This window comes from Rubritepida flocculans DSM 14296 (assembly GCF_000425365.1).
Taxonomy (GTDB): domain Bacteria; phylum Pseudomonadota; class Alphaproteobacteria; order Acetobacterales; family Acetobacteraceae; genus Roseococcus; species Roseococcus flocculans.
On sequence record NZ_AUDH01000028.1, the window covers coordinates 15306 to 32868 of the forward strand.

14 protein-coding genes are annotated in these 17563 nt (G+C 74.1%); 6 read left to right on the plus strand and 8 right to left on the minus strand.

Annotation, left to right across the window (positions count from 1 at the left end):
- Positions 1-7: 7 nt before the first annotated feature.
- Positions 8-817, minus strand: a complete 810-nt coding sequence (locus tag H596_RS0116020; RefSeq protein ID WP_027285745.1) for a dienelactone hydrolase family protein — start codon at positions 815-817, stop codon at positions 8-10.
- A gap of 66 nt (positions 818-883) precedes the next feature.
- Positions 884-1804, minus strand: coding sequence for a 2-dehydropantoate 2-reductase (locus H596_RS0116025; RefSeq protein ID WP_027285746.1), 921 nt, complete (start codon positions 1802-1804; stop codon positions 884-886).
- 62 nt (positions 1805-1866) lie between these two features.
- On the opposite strand from H596_RS0116025, the gene H596_RS22015 reads away from it, so the two are divergent.
- Genes H596_RS22015 through H596_RS0116040 form a run of 3 tightly spaced genes read left to right on the plus strand, consistent with a single transcriptional unit; the run spans position 1867 to position 5504 of the window.
- The gene (locus H596_RS22015; RefSeq protein ID WP_037301780.1) at positions 1867-3474 is read left to right on the plus strand and encodes an efflux RND transporter periplasmic adaptor subunit; all 1608 of its coding nucleotides are present in this window, start codon (positions 1867-1869) and stop codon (positions 3472-3474) included.
- 3 nt (positions 3475-3477) lie between these two features.
- A complete protein-coding gene (locus H596_RS22020) occupies positions 3478-4197 on the plus strand; it encodes an ABC transporter ATP-binding protein (protein WP_156910154.1) in 720 nt (239 codons plus the stop codon).
- Positions 4194-5504 carry an ABC transporter permease gene (locus H596_RS0116040; RefSeq protein ID WP_245584038.1) on the plus strand — a complete coding sequence of 437 codons (1311 nt, stop codon included), beginning with the start codon at positions 4194-4196 and terminating at the stop codon, positions 5502-5504. Before H596_RS22020 ends, H596_RS0116040 begins: the two co-directional genes overlap by 4 nt.
- A gap of 65 nt (positions 5505-5569) precedes the next feature.
- Here H596_RS0116040 and H596_RS0116045 read toward each other — a convergent pair whose 3' ends face one another.
- Positions 5570-6400 (minus strand): aldo/keto reductase, encoded by an 831-nt coding sequence (locus H596_RS0116045; RefSeq protein WP_027285748.1) that lies wholly within the window; start codon positions 6398-6400, stop codon positions 5570-5572.
- 33 nt (positions 6401-6433) lie between these two features.
- Here H596_RS0116045 and H596_RS22025 point away from each other — a divergent pair, with 33 nt between their 5' ends.
- Positions 6434-7039: a hypothetical protein gene (locus H596_RS22025; protein ID WP_051213248.1), complete on the plus strand. Its 606-nt coding sequence runs from the start codon at positions 6434-6436 to the stop codon at positions 7037-7039.
- Positions 7040-7042: 3 nt separating this feature from the next.
- Here the strand turns inward: H596_RS22025 and H596_RS0116055 are convergent, their stop codons facing one another.
- From H596_RS0116055 to xseA, 5 genes are all read right to left on the minus strand, one after another.
- Complete coding sequence (locus H596_RS0116055; RefSeq protein WP_084602895.1) at positions 7043-8422, minus strand: TolC family protein; 1380 nt, start codon at positions 8420-8422, stop codon at positions 7043-7045.
- Positions 8419-11583: an efflux RND transporter permease subunit gene (locus H596_RS0116060; RefSeq protein ID WP_027285750.1), complete on the minus strand. Its 3165-nt coding sequence runs from the start codon at positions 11581-11583 to the stop codon at positions 8419-8421. The genes H596_RS0116055 and H596_RS0116060 overlap by 4 nt, the downstream gene beginning before the upstream one ends.
- A 9-nt stretch (positions 11584-11592) precedes the next feature.
- Positions 11593-12885 carry an efflux RND transporter periplasmic adaptor subunit gene (locus tag H596_RS0116065; RefSeq protein WP_051213250.1) on the minus strand — a complete coding sequence of 431 codons (1293 nt, stop codon included), beginning with the start codon at positions 12883-12885 and terminating at the stop codon, positions 11593-11595.
- A 311-nt stretch (positions 12886-13196) separates the two neighbouring features.
- Positions 13197-13979 (minus strand): M23 family metallopeptidase, encoded by a 783-nt coding sequence (locus H596_RS0116070; RefSeq protein ID WP_027285752.1) that lies wholly within the window; start codon positions 13977-13979, stop codon positions 13197-13199.
- Positions 13976-15427, minus strand: a complete 1452-nt coding sequence (gene xseA / locus H596_RS0116075; protein ID WP_027285753.1) for an exodeoxyribonuclease VII large subunit — start codon at positions 15425-15427, stop codon at positions 13976-13978. Before xseA ends, H596_RS0116070 begins: the two co-directional genes overlap by 4 nt.
- Positions 15428-15471: 44 nt before the next feature.
- Between xseA and purD the strand changes: the two genes are divergently transcribed.
- Entirely contained in the window at positions 15472-16770 is a 1299-nt protein-coding gene (gene purD, locus H596_RS0116080) for a phosphoribosylamine--glycine ligase (protein ID WP_037301781.1), read from the plus strand.
- Between the two features lie 549 nt (positions 16771-17319).
- Positions 17320-17563: IS630 transposase-related protein (locus tag H596_RS0116085; RefSeq protein WP_245584039.1), on the plus strand; the 244-nt coding region annotated here is incomplete at its 3' end.

Here is a 17563-nt window from a genome sequence, read left to right on the forward strand (position 1 = left end):
CCCCCCTTCACGGAGTGCCGGCGTGGCGCGCGAGGAAGGCGGGCAGCTCAGCCCGGGCGGCCTCGCGCGCCGCGGGCTCGGGGCCGAGATGCACCCGCCGCCCATTGGGCAGAAGCCAGGCCCGGACCGCCCCGCCCAGCATGTCGAAGCCGTGATGCGCGCCGGGCAGCAGGCGGACGGTGACGGCCTCCGGCGCGCGGGCGGCGAGCGCGAGGCAGGGCTCGGGCGGAGTCCAGTCATCCTCCGCGCCCAGCAGCATCAGCAGCGGCGCGCGGCCCGGGGCCGGGGTGGGCCGGCCGATGCTGAGCGGCCCGCAGCCGGGATAGAAGGCGATGGCGGCCGCGAGCTCCCCCGGCGCGGCGGCGAGCCAGGCGAGCAGCGTGGTCGAGCCGCCATGCGACCAGCCGAGCAGCACCGGCCCCGGCCCCGCCTGCCCCCAGGGCTGGGCGCGGGCCCAGGCGGCGGCGGCGCGCGCATCGGCGGCCCTGAGCCGCGGCGGGGCGCGGTGTTCGGGCCGGCCGCAGGCGTCGCCCAGGCCCCGGCTGCCGAAACTGTCGGGAAACAGCACCGGATGCCCGAGCCCGGCCAGCCGCGCCGCCCAGTCGGCCTCGCGCGGGGCAAGGCGCGGCGGCGCATCGGGGCCGCCGATCCCCATGCAGCCATGCAGGGCGATGACCGGGGCGGCGCGCACCCGCTCGGGCCGGACCAGCCAGGCGCGCAGCGCCACCCCCTCGGGGCCGGGCAGGGTGAGGGTCTCGCCCGCCGCCGGGCCGGCGAGAGCGAGCAGCAGGGCGAGGACGAGGCGACCGGGACGCATGGGCGGCAGGCTGCGCCCGGCCGACGCCGCGCGGCAAGCCTCATGGCGGCGTTCCCTCCGGCGGCATCACCCCGCCCGCCGCTGCTCCTGCGCGCGCACATGCAGCAGCGCGAGGTCATGCCAGCCGGTCTCCATCCCGGCCGCCGCCAGCGCCTCGCGCAGGAAGCCCAGCACATGCTCGCCCTCCGAGCGGCGGCCGGCCTCGATGTCGCGCAGCATGGAGGTGGCGTAGGCGCTGGCCGGGTCGCTGAACAGGGCGCGGTATTCGGCGAGGAAGGCCTCGGGCATCGGGTGGCCCTGGCGCGCCGCCAGCGTGGCGTGGCGATCGAGCAGCGCGTGCAGGAAGGGCGCGCCGCCCGCGCGCACGATGGCGCCCACGGGCGCGCGCATCAGCACCGTGCCCAGCGCCGCCGTGCCGAGATGCACGAGCTTCTCCCACATGCGCTGGGCGATGTCGGGCACCGCCTCGGCGACCAGGCCGCGGCAGGGCGCGAAGGCCGCGGCGATGGCGCGCAGCCGGGGGCTGTCGGCCGCGTCGCGCTCGCCGAAGCCGAGCCAGCGCCAGTCGTTGAGGTGATGCACCACCCCCTCCTCGTCGAGCCGCGCCTGGATCTTCGCGAGCCCGCCCAGCACCGCCGCGCGGCCGAAGGCGGCGTCCAGCGCCGCGAGGTGGGAGAGCCCGTTCAGCACGGGCAGGATGGCGGTGCGCCCATCCACCGCCGGGCGCAGCGCGGCGATGGCCGCGTCCAGGTCATAGGCCTTGCAGGCGAGCAGCACGAGGTCATGGCCCGGCCCCAGCGCCTCGGCCGTCACCGTCCGCACCGGGAGATCGGCGTCGCCGAAGGGGCTGCGCAGCCTCAGCCCCCGCGCGGCCAGCGCCGCGGCGCGGGCGGGGCGGACGAGGAAGGTCACCTCCGCCCCCGCCTCGGCCAGCCGCCCGCCGACATAGCCGCCGACCGCCCCCGCCCCCAGCACCAGGCATCGCATGTGACATTCTCCCCGAAAGGCGCAACATGCCGGTTACACCCGGGGCCTAGCTTCCAGAAGCCATGCGCAAGCGCCTCATCGTCATCCCGGTCCTGATCGCCCTTGCGGCGGGCGGCTATGTCTATGGCCAGCCCGCGCTCGCCTCGCTCGGCCTGCCCTGGGGGCGGGGCGAGGCGAACGCGCCGCGCCTGCGCACCGCGGCGGTGGACCGCGGGCCGATCACCGCCGTCGTCTCGGCCACCGGCACGGTCAATCCCGTCGTCTCGGTCATCGTGGGCAGCCAGCTCTCGGGCCAGATCCGCGAGCTGCCGGGCGATTTCAACCAGCGCGTCACGGCGGGCCAGCTCCTCGCGCGGCTGGACACGCAGCAGCTCGAAGCCGCGCGCGCCGCGGCCGAGGCCGATCTGCGCGCCGCCCAGGCCGCGGTGGCGGTGGCCCGCGCCTCGGCCGAGCGCGCGGCGGCGGATGCCGAGAGCGCCCGCGCCCAGCTCGCCTCCGCCCGCGCCGGGGTGGCGCGCGTCGAGGCCCTGGCGCGGGATGCGGAATTCGAGGCCCGCCGCACCGAGGAGCTGCGCCGCAGCGGCGTGGGCGCGGTGCGCGACGCCACCCGCGCGGGCTTCACCGCCGAGAGCGCGCGCGCCCAGCTCCTCGCCGCCCAGGCCGAGGCGCAGCAGGCCGAGGCGCAGCTCGCCTCCGCCGAGGCGGTGGCGCGCACCGCCCGCGCCCAGGTGGAGGCGGCCGAGGCCACCGCCGCCCAGCGCGCCGCACAGCTCCGCCAGGTGGACGTGAACCTCTCCTTCGCCTCCATCCGCAGCCCGATCGACGGCGTGATCGTCTCGCGCAGCGTGGATCTGGGGCAGACGGTGGCGGCCTCGCTGCAATCGCCCACCCTGTTCACCATCGCCGCCAACCTCGACGAGATGGAGGTCTGGGCCACGGTGGACGAGGCCGACATCGGCCGCATCCGCGCCGGCCAGGCCGTGACCTTCACCGTCGCGGCGCATCCTTCGGTGAACCTGCAGGGCCGGGTGAAGGACATCCGCCTGAGCCCGACCACGGTGAACAACGTGGTCACCTACACCGTCGTCGTCAGCGCCGAGAACCGCGAGGGCCGCATGCTGCCGGGCATGACCGCGACGCTGCGCATCGTCACCGACGAGCGCGCGGAGGCGCTGCGCGTGCCCAACGCCGCGCTGCGCTGGCGCCCGCCGGGCGCGGCGAATGCGGGGCCCGCCCAGGCCCCGCCCGCGAGCCCCCTCGAGGCCGCGCTGCGCGAGATGGAGGATCTCACCCCCGCCCAGCGCCAGGAGATCGAGGCCGCGGGGCGGGAGCTGCGCGAGCGCATGGCCGCCCTGCCCGCCGACGCCGAGGCGCGCCGCCAGCAGGCCCAGGCGGCGCGGCAGCGCTTCCAGTCCCGCCTCTCGGCGGTGCTGACACCCGACCAGCGCGCGCGGCTCGCCTCCGCCCGCGGCCAGCGCGGCGCGACCGCCACCGTCCATGTGCTGGAGGGCGAGGGGCCGCCGCGCGCCGTCACCATCCGCACCGGGCTGACCGACGGCAGCGTGACCGAGGTGCTGGGCGGGCCGCTGGCCGAGGGCGCGCTGGTGGTGACGGGCACGGAGCGCGCCTCCGCCGCGCCGCGCCCCGCCGCCGGCCGGCCGCTGTTCTGAGCCATGCTGATCGAGACGGAGGGGCTGACGCGCCACTACCCCTCGGGCGAGGGCGTCGTCGCCGCGCTCGAGGATGTGAGCGTGAGCATGGCGCCGGGCGAGTTCGTGGCCGCCATGGGGCCCTCGGGCTCGGGCAAATCCACCTTCCTCAACCTGATCGGCTGCCTCGACCGGCCCACGCGCGGGCGCTACCGCCTGGCGGGGGAGGAGGTGGCGCGGCTGTCCACCAACCGGCTCGCCGCGGTGCGGGGCGAGAAGATCGGCTTCGTGTTCCAGTCCTTCCACCTGCTGCCGCGCGCCGATGCGCTGGCCAATGTGGAGATGCCCATGCTCTACCGCGGCATCCCGCGCCGCATCCGGCGCGAGCGCGCGGCCGAGGCGCTGGCGCGGGTGGGGCTCGAAAGCCGCATGCACCACACGCCGAGCCAGCTCTCGGGCGGGCAGCAGCAGCGCGTGGCCATCGCGCGCGCCCTCGTGAACGGGCCCGAGCTGCTGCTGGCCGACGAGCCCACGGGCGCGCTGGACAGCCGCACGGGGCTCGAGATCATGGCGCTGTTCCAGGCGCTCAACCGCGCGGGTGTCGCCATCCTCTGCGTCACGCACGATGCCGATGTGGCGGCCTTCGCCGGCCGCACGCTGCGCTTCCGCGACGGGCGCATGTTCGAGGACACGCGCTACCCGCCCGTGGATGCGGCGGCCATGCTGAAGCAGAGCTTCTCGTGAACGCGCCCGCCGAAGCCCCGCGCGCGCTCGAGGCGCCACGCCCCCTGCCGCCGCTGCCGCGCGGGCGGGCGGGGCTCTCGCTCGGCCAGGCCATGCTGGCCGCGCTGGCAGCGCTGGCGGCGAACAAGCTGCGCGCCGCGCTCACCGCGCTCGGCATCTTCATCGGGGTCGCGGCGGTGATCGTCACGGTCGCCGTGGGCGCGGGCGCGCGCCAGCAGGTGCTGGCGCAGATCCAGTCGCTGGGCGCCAATCTGCTGGTGGTGTGGGGCGCCAATGTGCGCATGGGCGGCGTCTCGCTCGGCGCGGGGCAGCGGCCCAACATGAGCTGGGACGACGCCCAGGCCATCCCGCGCGAGATCGCGGCCGTGCAGGTGGCGGCGGGCACGATCCGCCAGCAGCAGCAGGTGGTGGCGGGCAACCAGAACTGGGCCACCACCGTCATCGCCACCGATCCCGACTGGTTCGTGGCGCATGACTGGACGCTGGAGGAGGGCCGCTTCTTCACCGCCGAGGAGGCGATGGCCGGGCGCAAGCTGGTGCTGCTGGGCCAGACCGTGGTGCAGAACCTCTTCGGCGAGGAGAACCCGATCGGGCGCGAGGTGCGCATCCGTGCCACCCCCTTCGAGGTGATCGGCGTGCTCGGCCGCAAGGGCCAGAACCCGATGGGCCAGGACCAGGACGACGCGGTGGTGATGCCCTACTGGACGGCGCGGCGCAGCGTCATGGGCGCCTCGCGCGCCTTCGCCCGCGCGGTCTCCACCATCAGCGTGAAGGTGCACGAGGGCGAGGACATGGCGGCGGTGGAGGAGGAGCTGCGCCAGTTCTTTCGCCAGCGGCACAGGGTCGCGGCCAATGAGCCGGACACGGTGCAGATCCGCAACCTCAGCGAGATCGCGGCGACGCGCGACGCCTCGGCGCGCACCCTCTCGCTGCTGCTCGCCGCGGTGGCGGCCGTCTCGCTGCTGGTGGGCGGCATCGGCGTGATGAACATCATGCTGGTGAGCGTGACGGAGCGCACGCGCGAGATCGGGCTGCGCCTCGCGGTGGGCGCGCGGCCCGCCGACATCCTGCGGCAGTTCCTGCTGGAGGCGGTGCTGCTCGCGCTGCTTGGCGGCGCGGTGGGGGTGGTGGCGGGCATCGGCCTCGCGCACGGGCTCGCCGGCGCGGCGGGCTGGCCGGTGCTGATCCAGTGGGATGCGGTGGCGCTGGCGGTGGCGGTCTCGGGCCTCACCGGGCTCTTTTTCGGCTACTGGCCCGCGCGGCGGGCGGCGAAGCTCGATCCCATCGCCGCGCTGCGCTTCGAGTAGCCTGGCACGCCTTTGCCCGGAGGGCGATTCACCGCTGCGGCGATTCCGCCTTCGGGGATCGCGCTCTACAGCATCGCCAGCGGCCGCTTGCGCCGGGGCGGGGGGAAGGCGGCGTCCAGCGCCGCCAGCTCCTCCGCCTCCAGCCGCATCGCGCCCGCCGCCGCGTTCTGCCGCACATGTTCGGGCCGCACCGCCTTGGGGATGCTGACCACCCCGGGGCGCGAGAGCGTCCAGGCGATGGCGAGCTGCGCGGGGGTCGCCCCGCGCGCCGCGGCCAGGGCCTTCAGCACGGGGTGGCGCAGCAGCGCACCCCCCTGCCCCACCGGCGAATAGGCCATCACCGGCATGCCCCGCGCCGCGCAGAAGGGCAGCAGATCGTATTCCGCGCCGCGGTGCTCGAGGTTGAGCAGCACCTGGTCGGTGGCGCAATCCGCGAGCGCGGGGCCGAGCTCCTCGAGATCCGCCACGTCCAGGTTCGAGACGCCCCAGCGGCGGATCTTTCCCGCCGCGCGCAGCCGCTCCATCGCCTCCACCGTCTCGGCCAGCGGCACGGCGCCGCGCCAGTGCAGCAGGTAGAGGTCGAGACACTCCACCCCGAGCCGCCTGAGGCTGCGCGCGCAGGCCTCGGGCAGGGCGCGGCGCGAGGCGTTGTGCGGATAGACCTTGGAGACGAGGAACACCTCCTCGCGCCGGCCGCGGATGGCCTCGCCCACCACCTCCTCGGCGCCGCCCTCGCCATACATCTCGGCCGTGTCGATGAGGGTGACGCCGAGCGCGAGGCCGAGACGCAGCGCCGCCACCTCCGCCGCGCGGTCGCGCCCGCGCTCGCCCATCCGCCAGGTGCCCATGCCGAGGCGCGGGATTTCCCCGCCATCGGGCAGCCGCAGCCCTGTCATGCCGCGCCCTCCTTCGGCGTGGTAGGATAGGCCATGTTCCGCACCGCCATCACCCTCGCCTGTCTCCTCGCCCTGCCCGCCGCCGCGCAGACGGCGACCGAGGAGATCGGGCCCTGGCGCCTCGCCTGCGCCACCGACCGCATGACCGACCGGACCGAATGCCTCCTGCGCCACCGCGACCCGGTGGAGCGTTCGGCGGTGGGCCCGGCGCTGACGCTCGAAATCCTGGAGCGCCACGGCCAGCTTCTCCCGGCCGTGACGGCGCGCGAGCTGGGGCTGGACGGCGCGGCGCGCGGGCTCTTCGCGCTCGCCGGCGCGGCGCAGCTCCGCTTCGACCGGAACACGATGATGGAGCTGCCCTGCGGGCTCGAGGGGCGCAGCCTGGTCTGCGTTCCGCGCGCCGCGGATGCGCCCCGGGCGGCGGCGGAGCTGCCGGCGGCCGAGCGCGCGCTGGTGCGGATGACGGGCCTCGGCGCGCCGGGCGGCGGGGCGGAGCCGACGGAGCTGCGCCTCTCCGACACGCGCGCCGCGATGGAGCGGCTGCGCCGCCTCCAGCCGCCCGGCAGCGCGCCGCCGCCCCCGCCGCCCGGGCTCGATCTGCGCGAGCTGCTGGGGCGCGGGCTGAGGCTCATCCAATAAACGTCACAGCCGCGGGCTGATCCCCGAGACCCCGCTCGCCGCCTCCAGCGTGGCCAGCGAGGCGAGATAGGCGGCCCGCGCATTGTTCGCGGCCACGCGGGTGGCGTTGAGGGTGCGCAGCGCGTCCAGCACGTCGAGCAGGTTGCGCCCGCCGGCGAGGAAGGCCTGCTCGGTGGAGCGATAGGCCTGCTCGGCGCGCGTCAGCGCCGCGCCGGTATAGAGCCGCAGCAGCGCGCGGGACTGCTCGTAGCCCGTCCAGGCCGCCGCCACATCGGCGCGCGCCTGCAGCAGCGCGGCCTGGGCCTGCGCCTCGGCCTGGGCCTGCTGGCCCTGCGCCACGCCGATGCCGCCGCGCACGATGCGGTCGGTGAAGATCGGCACGGAGAGGCTGAAGGTGAACTGGTTGTTGGCGATCAGCGCGCGGCTCGATTCCGGCTGATCCTGCGAGAGGCGCGAACGGTCCCAGCCGCCGTTCAGCGTCACGTCGCGCCAGCGCCCGGCCTCGGCCAGATTCGTGTTCACCCCCGCCGCCTGGGCCTGGCGCAGCGCGGCCACCACATCGGCGCGGCTCTGCACCGCCTCGACCAGCGCCTCGCGCGGCACGCCCGGCTCGGCCGCCGCGTCCAACCGCCCGCGCAGGTCGAGCGCCACGGCAGGCAGGGCGGAGGCGCGCGGCGGCGGCGCGGTGTTCGCCGCATCGAGCGCGAGCAGCGCCGCCACCTGCGCCACGGCGGCGGCATAGGCGGTGGCCGCGGCCGTCACCTCCGCCTCGAAGGGCAGGCGGCTGGCCTGGAAGCGCAGCAGGTCTCCCTCGGGCAGCGCGCCGTCCTGCACCTGGCGGCGCAGCAGCGCCTCGGTGCGGTCGAGGCTCGCGCGGTTGGCCAGCGCCACCTCGAAATTCGCCCGCGCGCCCAGCGCGGCGATGAAGGATTGCCGGAGCTGGAGAAGCTGCAGGCGCAGCGCGTCCAGCACCTGCGCCTCGGCCACGCCGATGTTCTCCTCCGCCAGCCGCGTGCGCAGCTCCCGCTTGCCGCCGAGCTCGATCAGCACCGAAAGGCCCACCGTCACGTTGCTGTCGAGGAAGCGCCCGCGCGGGGGCTGGGGGCCGCTGCGCAGCTCGCGGAACTCGGCGAAGGTGTTGCCGACGCTGACCGTGGGCGGCGGCCGCGAGGAGGCGATCAGGCGCTGCGCCCTGGCCGCGTCCACCCCGCGCTGGGCGGCGACGACGGCGAGATTGCGCTCCATCAGCCGCCGCTCGGCCTCGGCGAGGGTGAGGGTGCGCGCGCCCTGCGCGTTGGGCAGGGCCGCGGGCTGCGGGCGGTTCTGCTGCGCCGCCGCGGGCAGCGGCGCGAGCAGCGCCAACGCGAGAACAAGCGCCCTCATGCCGAAAGCCCCGCGCGGGCGCGCCGCGCCGCCAGCGCCGCCTCCTGCTGGGCGAGGTCGGAGGGGCGGCCGAACCGGTCGATCAGCGCGGGGAACACGACGAGGATGAACACCGGCACGAGCCCGATGCCCCCCACCACCACGAGGGCGAGCGGCTTCGTCACGTCCGCGCCGATGCCGGTGGCGAGCGCCATGGGCAGCAGGCCGAAGAAGCTCGCGAAGCAGGTCATGAACACGGGGCGCAGCCGGTCCTGCCCGGACTGGTCGAGCGCGGCGCGCCAGGACATGCCGTCATGGCGCAGATGGTTGAAGTGGCTCAGCAGGATGATGCCCTCCATCACCGTGATGCCGAACAGCGCGAGGAAGCCGATGGCCGCCGGCACCGAGAAGTTGAGCCCCGCCGCCGCCAGCGCGAGGATGCCGCCCACCAGCGAGCAGGGCACCATGGCCATCACCAGGAATGTCTCGCGCAGGTTGCCGAACTGCACATAGAGCAGCACGCAGATGATGAAGAGCGCGACGGGCACCACCATCACCAGCCGCGCCACCGCCTCCTTGAGGTTGCGGAACTCGCCCACCCAGTCGAGCCGGTAGCCGGGCATGAGCTGCATCTCGCGCTCCACCAGCGCCTGCGCCTCCTGCACGGCGGAGGCGGGATCCCGCCCGCGCACGGAGAAGCGGATGGGCACGTAGCGGCTGCCGTCCTCGCGATAGACATAGGCGGTGCCGGAGACGAGCTCGATCCGCGCCACGTCGGCCAGCGTCGCGCCGCGCGGCCCGCCCACGGGGATGCGGCCGATCGCCTCCAGATTGTCGCGGAAGGGGGCGGCGAGCCGCACGACGATGGGGAAGTTGCGGTCGCCCCCGGTCTCGTAGAGGCGCCCCGCCTCGCGCCCGCCGATCGCGGCCTGCACCACGTCGTTGATCGCCTCCACCGGCAGGCCGAAGCGCGCGGCGCGGGCGCGGTCGATGGTGATGGAGACGGTGGGCTGGCCCAGCGTGGGGAACACCGCGATGTCGGTCAGCCCGCGCACCTGCGTCAGCAGCACGCGGATCTGCTCGGCCTTGCGCGTGAGCACCTCGAGATCGGGGCCGAACACCTTGATCGCGTTCTCGCCCTTCACGCCCGAGGCCGCCTCCTGCACGTTGTCGCTGATCATCTGCGCGTAGCTGAACTGGATGCCGACGAAGCGCTCCTGCAGGCGTTCGTTGATGCGCGCCACCAGCTCGTTGCGGGTGCGGCCGGTGCGCCACTCGGCGGGCGGGCGCAGGGGCACGAAGAACTCCGTGTTGAAGAAGCCCGCGGGGTCGGTGCCGTCATCGGGCCTGCCCTGCTGGGAGGTGACGGTGATGGCCTCGGGGAACTCCATCAGCGCGGCGCGGATGGCCTGCACCGTGGCGTGCCCCTCCTCGAGGCTGATGGTGCCGGGCATGGTGGCGCGCACCCAGAGGTTGCCCTCCTCCAGGGTGGGCAGGAACTCCGCGCCCAGCAGGGTGAGGATGTAGAGCGCCGCCACGCAGAGCCCCCCGCCGATGGCGAGGGTGAGGGCGCGCACGCGCATGCCGAGCGCGTAGAGCCGGGTGAAGCCCGCGCGCAGCGCGCGCATCAGCGCCGTGTCGCGCTCGCGGCTGTGCTCGCTCAGCAGCACGGAGGAGAGGGCGGGCACCACCGTGAAGGCCGCGATGAGCGAGCCCGCGATGGCGTAGGCGTAGGTCTTGGCCATGGGGCCGAAGATGCGACCCTCGATGCCGCCCATGGTGAAGAGCGGGATGAAGGCGACGATGACGATGAGCAGCGCGAAGGCGATGGGCTTGCCCACCTCGCCCCCCGCCTTCAGCACGATGAGCGAGATGCCCGTGAGCCCGCCCGAGGCGCGCCGCCCCGCCTGGTAGGCGGCCGGGTTGCGCCGCGCCATGGCGATGTGGCGGTAGATGTTCTCGACCATGATGATGGTCGCATCCACCAGCAGGCCGAAATCCAGCGCGCCGACGCTGAGCAGGTTGCCGCTCTCGCCGCGCGCCAGCATCAGCAGCACGGCGAAGAAGAAGGCGAAGGGGATGGTGGCCGCCACCACGATGGCGCCGCGCAGATCCCCCAGGAACAGCCACTGCATCACGAGGATGAGCACCACGCCGAGGATGATGTTCTTCACCACCATCTTGGTGGTGATCTTCACCAGGTCCTCGCGGTCGTAGATCACCTCGAGCCGCACGCCGGGCGGCAGCACGCCGCCGGCGTTGATGCGCGCCACCTCCTGCTGCACGGCGCGGATGGTGGGCATGGTCTGCTCGCCGCAGCGCATCAGCACGGTGGCGAGCAGAACGTCCTCGTCATGCTCGTGGCCGGCGATGCCGAGCCGCGGCAGCGCCCCCACCTCCACGCGCGCCACGTCCGAGAGCAGCACCGGCACGCCGCCCGCATCGGCGGCGAGCACGATGTTCTGGATGTCCTCGATGGAGCGGATCAGCCCCACGCCCTGCACCACGGCCGATTGCGGGCCGATGTTGATGGTGCCCGCGCCGACCGTGACGTTGCCCGCGCGCACCGCCGCGATCACCTCGGGCAGGGAGAGGCCGTGCGCGTTCATCCGCGGCAGGTCCACCACCACCGTGTAGGCCTTGCTGCGCCCGCCGAAGCTCGTCACGTCCACCACGCCGGGGATGCGGCGCAGGCGGCGCTCCAGCACCCATTCCTGCAGCGTCTTGAGATCGTCGGGCGAGAAGCCGGGCGGGCCGCGCAGCCGGTAGCGCATGATCTCGCCGATGGGCGAGAGCGGGCTGATGGCGGGGTTCGCCCCCTCGGGCAGGTCGCGCAGCGTGGCCAGCCGGTTCAGCACCTGCTGCAGCGCCTGCTCGTAGGTGTACGCGAAGGTGAACTGCACCCGCACGTCCGAGAGGCCGAACAGCGAGGTGGAGCGGATGGAGTTGAGGTTGGGCAGCCCCGCCATCGCCAGCTCCACCGGGATGGTGACGTAGCGCTCGATCTCCTCCGCGCTCTGCCCCGGGTTCTGCGTGATGATGACGACCTGCGGCGGCACCGGGTCGGGGTAGGCCTCGATGTTGAGGCGGGTGAAGCCATAGGCCCCGGCGACGAGGAAGATGGCGAAGAGCAGCAGCACCAGCGCCCGCTGCTGGAGCGAGAAGGCGACGATCTGGCGCACGGTGGGGCGCTATTCGATGCGCGAGGCGCGGTCGATGAACAGGGCGCCGCCGGTGACCAGCCGCTCGCCGGCCGCGAGCCCGCTGCGCGCCTCGATCATGCCGTCCTGCCGCAGCCCCGTCTCGATCTGGCGCAGCTCGAAGCGGTTGCCGGGCAGCGCGACCCAGACATGCGCCTCCGCCCCGCGGAAGATGGCGGCCGAGACGGGCACGGCCGGCGCCTCGCGCGGCTCGCCCACCTGGATGCGGAAGGTGGCGAACATCTCGGGCCGCAGCAGCCCCTCGGGATCCTGCACCTCGGCCATCACGGTGAGGCGGCGCGTCAGCGGATCGAGCCCGGCGGCGGTGCGCACCAGCCGCGCCTCGAAGACGCGGCCGGGCAGCGCGCCCAGCTCCACCTGCACCGGCTGGCCCACGCGGATCAGCGGCGCGTCGAGCTCGCGCACCTGCGCCACGAGCCAGACGGTGGAGAGATCGGCGATGGTGAAGACCGGCTCGCCCTGGCCCGCCTGCAGCCACTGCCCCGGGCCCACCCGGCGCTGGACCACGGTGCCCGAGAGCGGCGCGGTGACGGTGATGAGGCCGCTGACCTGCCGGCTCTCCTCGATGCGCGCGATCTCGGCGGGGCTGCGGCCCAGCACGCGCAGCCTGTCCCGCGCGGCGTCGAGCTGCGCGGCGGCGGTGCGGGCCTCGGCCTCGGCGGCGAGCGCGGCGGCGCGCGCCTGCTCCAGATCGCGCTGCGAGGCGGCGCGGGCGGCGAGCAGCGAGGCCTGCCGCGCCTCCTCCCGCCGCGCCTGCTCCAGCGCGCCGCGCGTCTTCTGCACATTGTCCAGCGCGGACAGCAGCTCGTTCGCCGCGGCGGTGACCTCCTGCGTCTCGATCTCGTAGAGCGGCGCGCCAGCTTCCACGCGGTCCCCGACCCTGGCGAAGGCGCGGGTGACGCGGCCGGTGTAGGGGGCGAACATGGGCGTGGCGCGGTCGTCGTTCACCGCGATGCGGCCCTCGGCCACGCGCTCGGGCCGGAAGGCGAGGGTCCGCACCGGCTCGATGCGCAGTGCGCGCATCTCGGCGTCGTTCAGGCGGAACTCGCCGGGGGCGCGGGCGGCGGCGGCGGCGGAGGCGGGCTGGGGCGCCTCCTCGCGGCCGAGCATGAACCAGGCGCCCAGCCCCGCCGCGACGGCGAGGCCGAGCAGCCAGGGCCAGCGCGCCGGCCGCGGCGGCGAGGCGACCGCGGAGTCCTGCGGGCGGCTCAGCGCCTCCTCGGCTCTTTGGTCGGCGCGCGGCGGCTGTTCGATGACGGTCATGACGGCCCCGGACCTTTCCTGCCTGGCGGGCCCCTTGCTCCCCGCCACACTCCGTTACGCTTAACCCAAGCTGAACGGGATGGCCAGGGGAATTTCGTGAGGAATACGTTCATCCCGCCGCCATGTAGAAAAATGCGGGACTCGGGCCGTTTCGCGGCGGCGGCGCGCTGTTTCGGGGGCGCCGCTCATACCAGCGGCCGCTGATTTCGACTCCTGAGGAGCCGGTGCGGCCGCTGGTATGCCTTTATCTTGGCGCGCAGCCGCCACACCAACCCTGCGCGCGATACGGGCGGCATGTGATGCCGCCCGTATCACCCCTCCAGCAGCGGCTGGGGGTCGAGCCAGGTGCGGAACCAGGAGAGGCTGAAATGCAGGTGCGGGCCGGTGACGCGGCCGGTGGCGCCCATCTCCGCGATCACCGCGCCCTGCGCCACCTCCTGCCCCTCGCGCGCCAGGATGCGCGAGAGATGGGCGTAGAGCGTGTTCACCCCATGCCCGTGGTCGAGCACCAGAAGCTTGCCGAAGAACACGAACTCGGCGGCCAGCGTCACGCGGCCGGGCAGGGCGGCGGCGATGGGCGTGCCCACGGGGCCCGCGATGTCCAGCCCGTAATGGGGCTGGCGCGGCTCGCCGTTCAGCACGCGCTGGCTGCCGAAGACGCCGCTGATGCGCCCGCGCGCGGGCCAGAGCAGCGGCGCGGCGAAATGCGTGGCCGCGCTGTCGATGGCGCGCACGGCCGAGAGCCGCTCGCGCTCGGCGCGGATGCGCGCGAGGGTGGCGGCATCCGGCGTCACCTGCGCGGGGGGCAGGCCGGTGATGTGCTGCACCTCCCAGCTTCGGCGCGCCACCTCGATCGCGCGCGGCGCGCCGTCCACCGAGAGGCTGGCGCGCGGCCCATGGTCCCGCCCGAAGCCGAAGACGAAGAGCCCGCCGGGCGAGACGCGCAGCGCCGCCCCGTCCAGGGCGAGGCGCCGCCCCGCCGCGCCCTCGCCGCGCAGCAGCCCGCCCTGCTCGGCCCGCCCCCGCCAGGAGAGGGCGCGCGCCGGGGCGGCGAGCAGCAGCGCAGGCAGGGCCAGCGCCGCGCGGCGGATCACAGCAGCGCGCCCTGCTCGGGCCCCGGGCGGCGGCGTTTGGGCGTCCGCGCCTCGCCCTCGGCGGTGGCGCGGCGCTGGCCGTCCTGGAAGGTGAGGCGCAGCGCCTGGCCGGGCGTCACATCCGCCGCGCGGGCGATGGCCGCGCCCGTCTCGTCCTGCACCAGGGCGAAGCCGCGCGCGAGCACGGCATGCACGCTCACCGCCTCCAGCCGCGCGGAGAGCCCGGCGAGCTGGGCGCGGCGCTCGCGCAGCAGCGCCTGCACCGGGGCGGGGGAGAGGCGCGCCAGCGCCGGGGCGGCGGCGCGGCGCTGCTGGCCCCGCGCCCAGGCGGCCTCCAGCCGCTGCACAAGCTGGGCGAGCCCGGCGCGCGCCGCCGCCAGCGCCTCGCGCGGGTGGCGCAGCCCCGCCGCGGCGGCCACGAGCGCGGCGCGCTTGGCCGCGAGCATCTGCGGCAGCGCGCCGGCGAGGCGCTCCGCCCGGTCCTCCAGCCGCTGCCGCGCCTGGGCGACCAGCGCCGGCGCGTCGGGCAGGCCGCGCTCGGCCCGGCTCAGCGCCAGATGCGCCGCGCGCAGCCGCGCCAGCATGGACTGATCGAGCCGCGCGGCCTTCTGCGCGAGGTCGGCCAGCAGATCGGCCCGGGCCGGCACGGCCATCTCGGCCGCGGCGGTGGGGGTGGGGGCGCGGCGGTCGGCCGCGAAGTCGATCAGCGTGGTGTCCGTCTCATGGCCCACGGCGCTGATCAGCGGGATGCTGCAGGCGGCGGCCGCGCGCACCACCGCCTCCTCGTTGAAGGCCATCAGATCCTCGAGCGAGCCGCCGCCGCGCGCGACGATCAGCACATCCGGCCGCGGCACGGGCCCGCCGGGCGGCAGTTCCGAGAAGCCGCGGATGGCGCGGGCGATCTGCTCCGCCGCGCCCTCGCCCTGCACGGCCACGGGCCAGAGGATGAGCTCGCGCGGGAAGCGCCGGGCGAGGGTGGTGCGGATGTCCTGGATCACCGCCCCGCGCTCGGAGGTGACGACGCCGATGACGCGCGGCAGCAGCGGCAGGGGGCGCTTGCGCGCGAACAGCCCCTCGGCCAGCAGCCGCTTGCGCAGCGCCTCGATCCGCGCGAGCAGCGCGCCCTCGCCCGCATATTCCAGCCGCTCGATGACGAGCTGGTATTTCGAGCGGTCGGCGTAGGTGGAGAGGCGGCCGGTGGCGATCACCTCCACCCCGTTCTCGGGCTTGAGGCCGAGTCGCGGCACGGCGCTCTTCCACACCACCGCCTCGATCTTGGCCGCCTCGTCCTTCAGCGAGAGGTAGATGTGGCCCGAGGGGTAGGGCTTGAGCTCGGTGATCTCGCCGCGCACGCGGATGCGCGCGAAGGCGCCCTCGAGCGTGCGCTTGATGGCGCCGGCGAGTTCGCCGACACCGTATTCGGGGATGTTGGCGCCCGGCGCGTCCATCCCCCTTCCATACACCAGCTTTCAGCGTTTCGGAGGCGTGCCCCATGAAGGTTCTCGTTGTCGGCTCCGGGGGGCGCGAACATGCCCTGTGCTGGGCGCTGGCCGCCTCGCCCCTGCTCGCGAAGCTCTGGTGCGCGCCGGGCAACCCCGGCATCGCCGAGGTGGCGGAGTGCGTGCCCATCGGCGCGCTCGACATCCCGGCCCTTGTGGCCTTCGCCCGCGCCCAGGGGGTGGATCTGGTGGTGGTCGGCCCCGAGGCGCCGCTGACGGCCGGGCTCGCCGACGCCTGCGCCGAGGCCTGCATCCGCTGCTTCGGCCCGCGCGCGGCGGCGGCGCGGCTGGAGGGCAGCAAGGCCTTCTTCAAGGAGGTGGCGCTGGCCGCCGGCGCCCCCACCGCCGCCCATGCCGTCTTCGAGGAGGCGGAGGCCGCGCGCGCCCATATCCGCGCGCGCGGCGCGCCCATCGTGGTGAAGGCCGATGGGCTGGCCGCCGGCAAGGGCGTGGTGGTGGCGATGAGCGAGGCCGAGGCGCTCGAGGCCGTCACCGCCATGCTCGAGGGCGGGCTGCATGGCGCGGCCGGCCGCCGCGTGGTGATCGAGGAGTATCTGGCGGGCGAGGAGATCAGCTTCTTCGCCCTGTGCGACGGCACGACGGCCATCCCCCTCGGCGCCGCGCAGGACCACAAGCGCGCCTTCGACGGCGACCGCGGCCCCAACACCGGCGGCATGGGCGCCTATTCCCCCCCGCCCGCCTGGACGCCCGCCCTGGAGGCGCAGGTGATGGAGAGCTGCATCCGCCCCGTGCTGGCCGAGATGGCGCGGCGCGGCGCGCCCTTCACCGGCGTGCTCTTCGCCGGGCTGATGCTGACCGAGGCGGGGCCCAGGCTGCTCGAGTTCAACGTCCGCTTCGGCGACCCCGAATGCCAGGCGCTGATGCTGCGCCTGCGCTCGGACCTGCTGCCCGCGCTGGTCGCCGCCACGCAAGGGGAGCTTGCGATGTTCGACCTGCGCTGGGAGCGCCTGGCCTCCATCCTCGTGGTGATGGCGGCGGAGGGCTATCCGGAGGCCCCGCGCACGGGCAGCGAGATCAAGGGGCTGGAGGCGGCGGCCCAGGTGCCGGACGTGACGATCTTCCACGCCGGCACGGCGCGGCGCGAGGACGGGGCGCTGGTGGCCGCGGGCGGGCGGGTGCTGGGCATCGGCGCGGTGGGGGCGACGCTGGCCGAGGCCCGCGCCGCCGCCTATGCGGCGGTGGACCGGATCGACTGGCCCGGCGGCTTCTGCCGGCGCGACATCGGCTGGCGCGCGCTCAATACGATGCGCCGCTTGCCCAAAGGGCAATGACCATGTTTCCGTTCCCTCCACAGGCGGGGGCAACGGCGACTTGTCTTCGGCCTCCTCTTACGGCGCGCGGGTAAATGACTTGAGCGAGACGCCAGATATAAACTTTGAATTCCGGCGACGCTCCGGGCGCGCAACATGCTGGCGCGGCAACCTAGTGACCCGTTTTAGAGCGCCGGAAGCACACTGTTACAGCGTTTTGTGCCGCAGGCTCTTCGTCTAACTCTCCGATACAGCAAGAAAAGGACGGCATTTCGTGGTCTTCAACAAAAAAAATGAGTCACATCACTTTATCGGAGGAGCTTTTAATTCGGTGCAGTTCTTTATATTAATGCAAAATATATAAATATCCTATTTTAAATCAGAAATTTGATAAAAAGGGAGAGCAAAATGAGGAAAATTATATTCACATTATTGATATTTTTTTTGATTAGTCAGCAAGCTTTTTCGCAATCTAGAGCCATTTCACATCGACCGGAATCGCGATCGGGGATTCCGGCACGGCGCTGATGTGTGATTCATCGGTCTCCGGAGCTGAAACCGGAGGCAGCGATGACATGGCGATCTGGCCAGGCATATTCGCAGGATCTGCGTGAGCGCGTGTTGGCGGCGGTGGACGGTGGACTGCGCGTGCGCGAGGTGGCGCCGCTGTTCCGGGTGAGCATCTCCTACATCTACAAGGCGCTGGCGCGCCGTGCGGCGACGGGGGCGACCACCGCTTCGGCGCGTGGTGGCGCGCGGCGCAAGGCGGTGCTGGCCGGGCATGAGGCGGCGCTGCTGGCGCATCTGCGCGCCA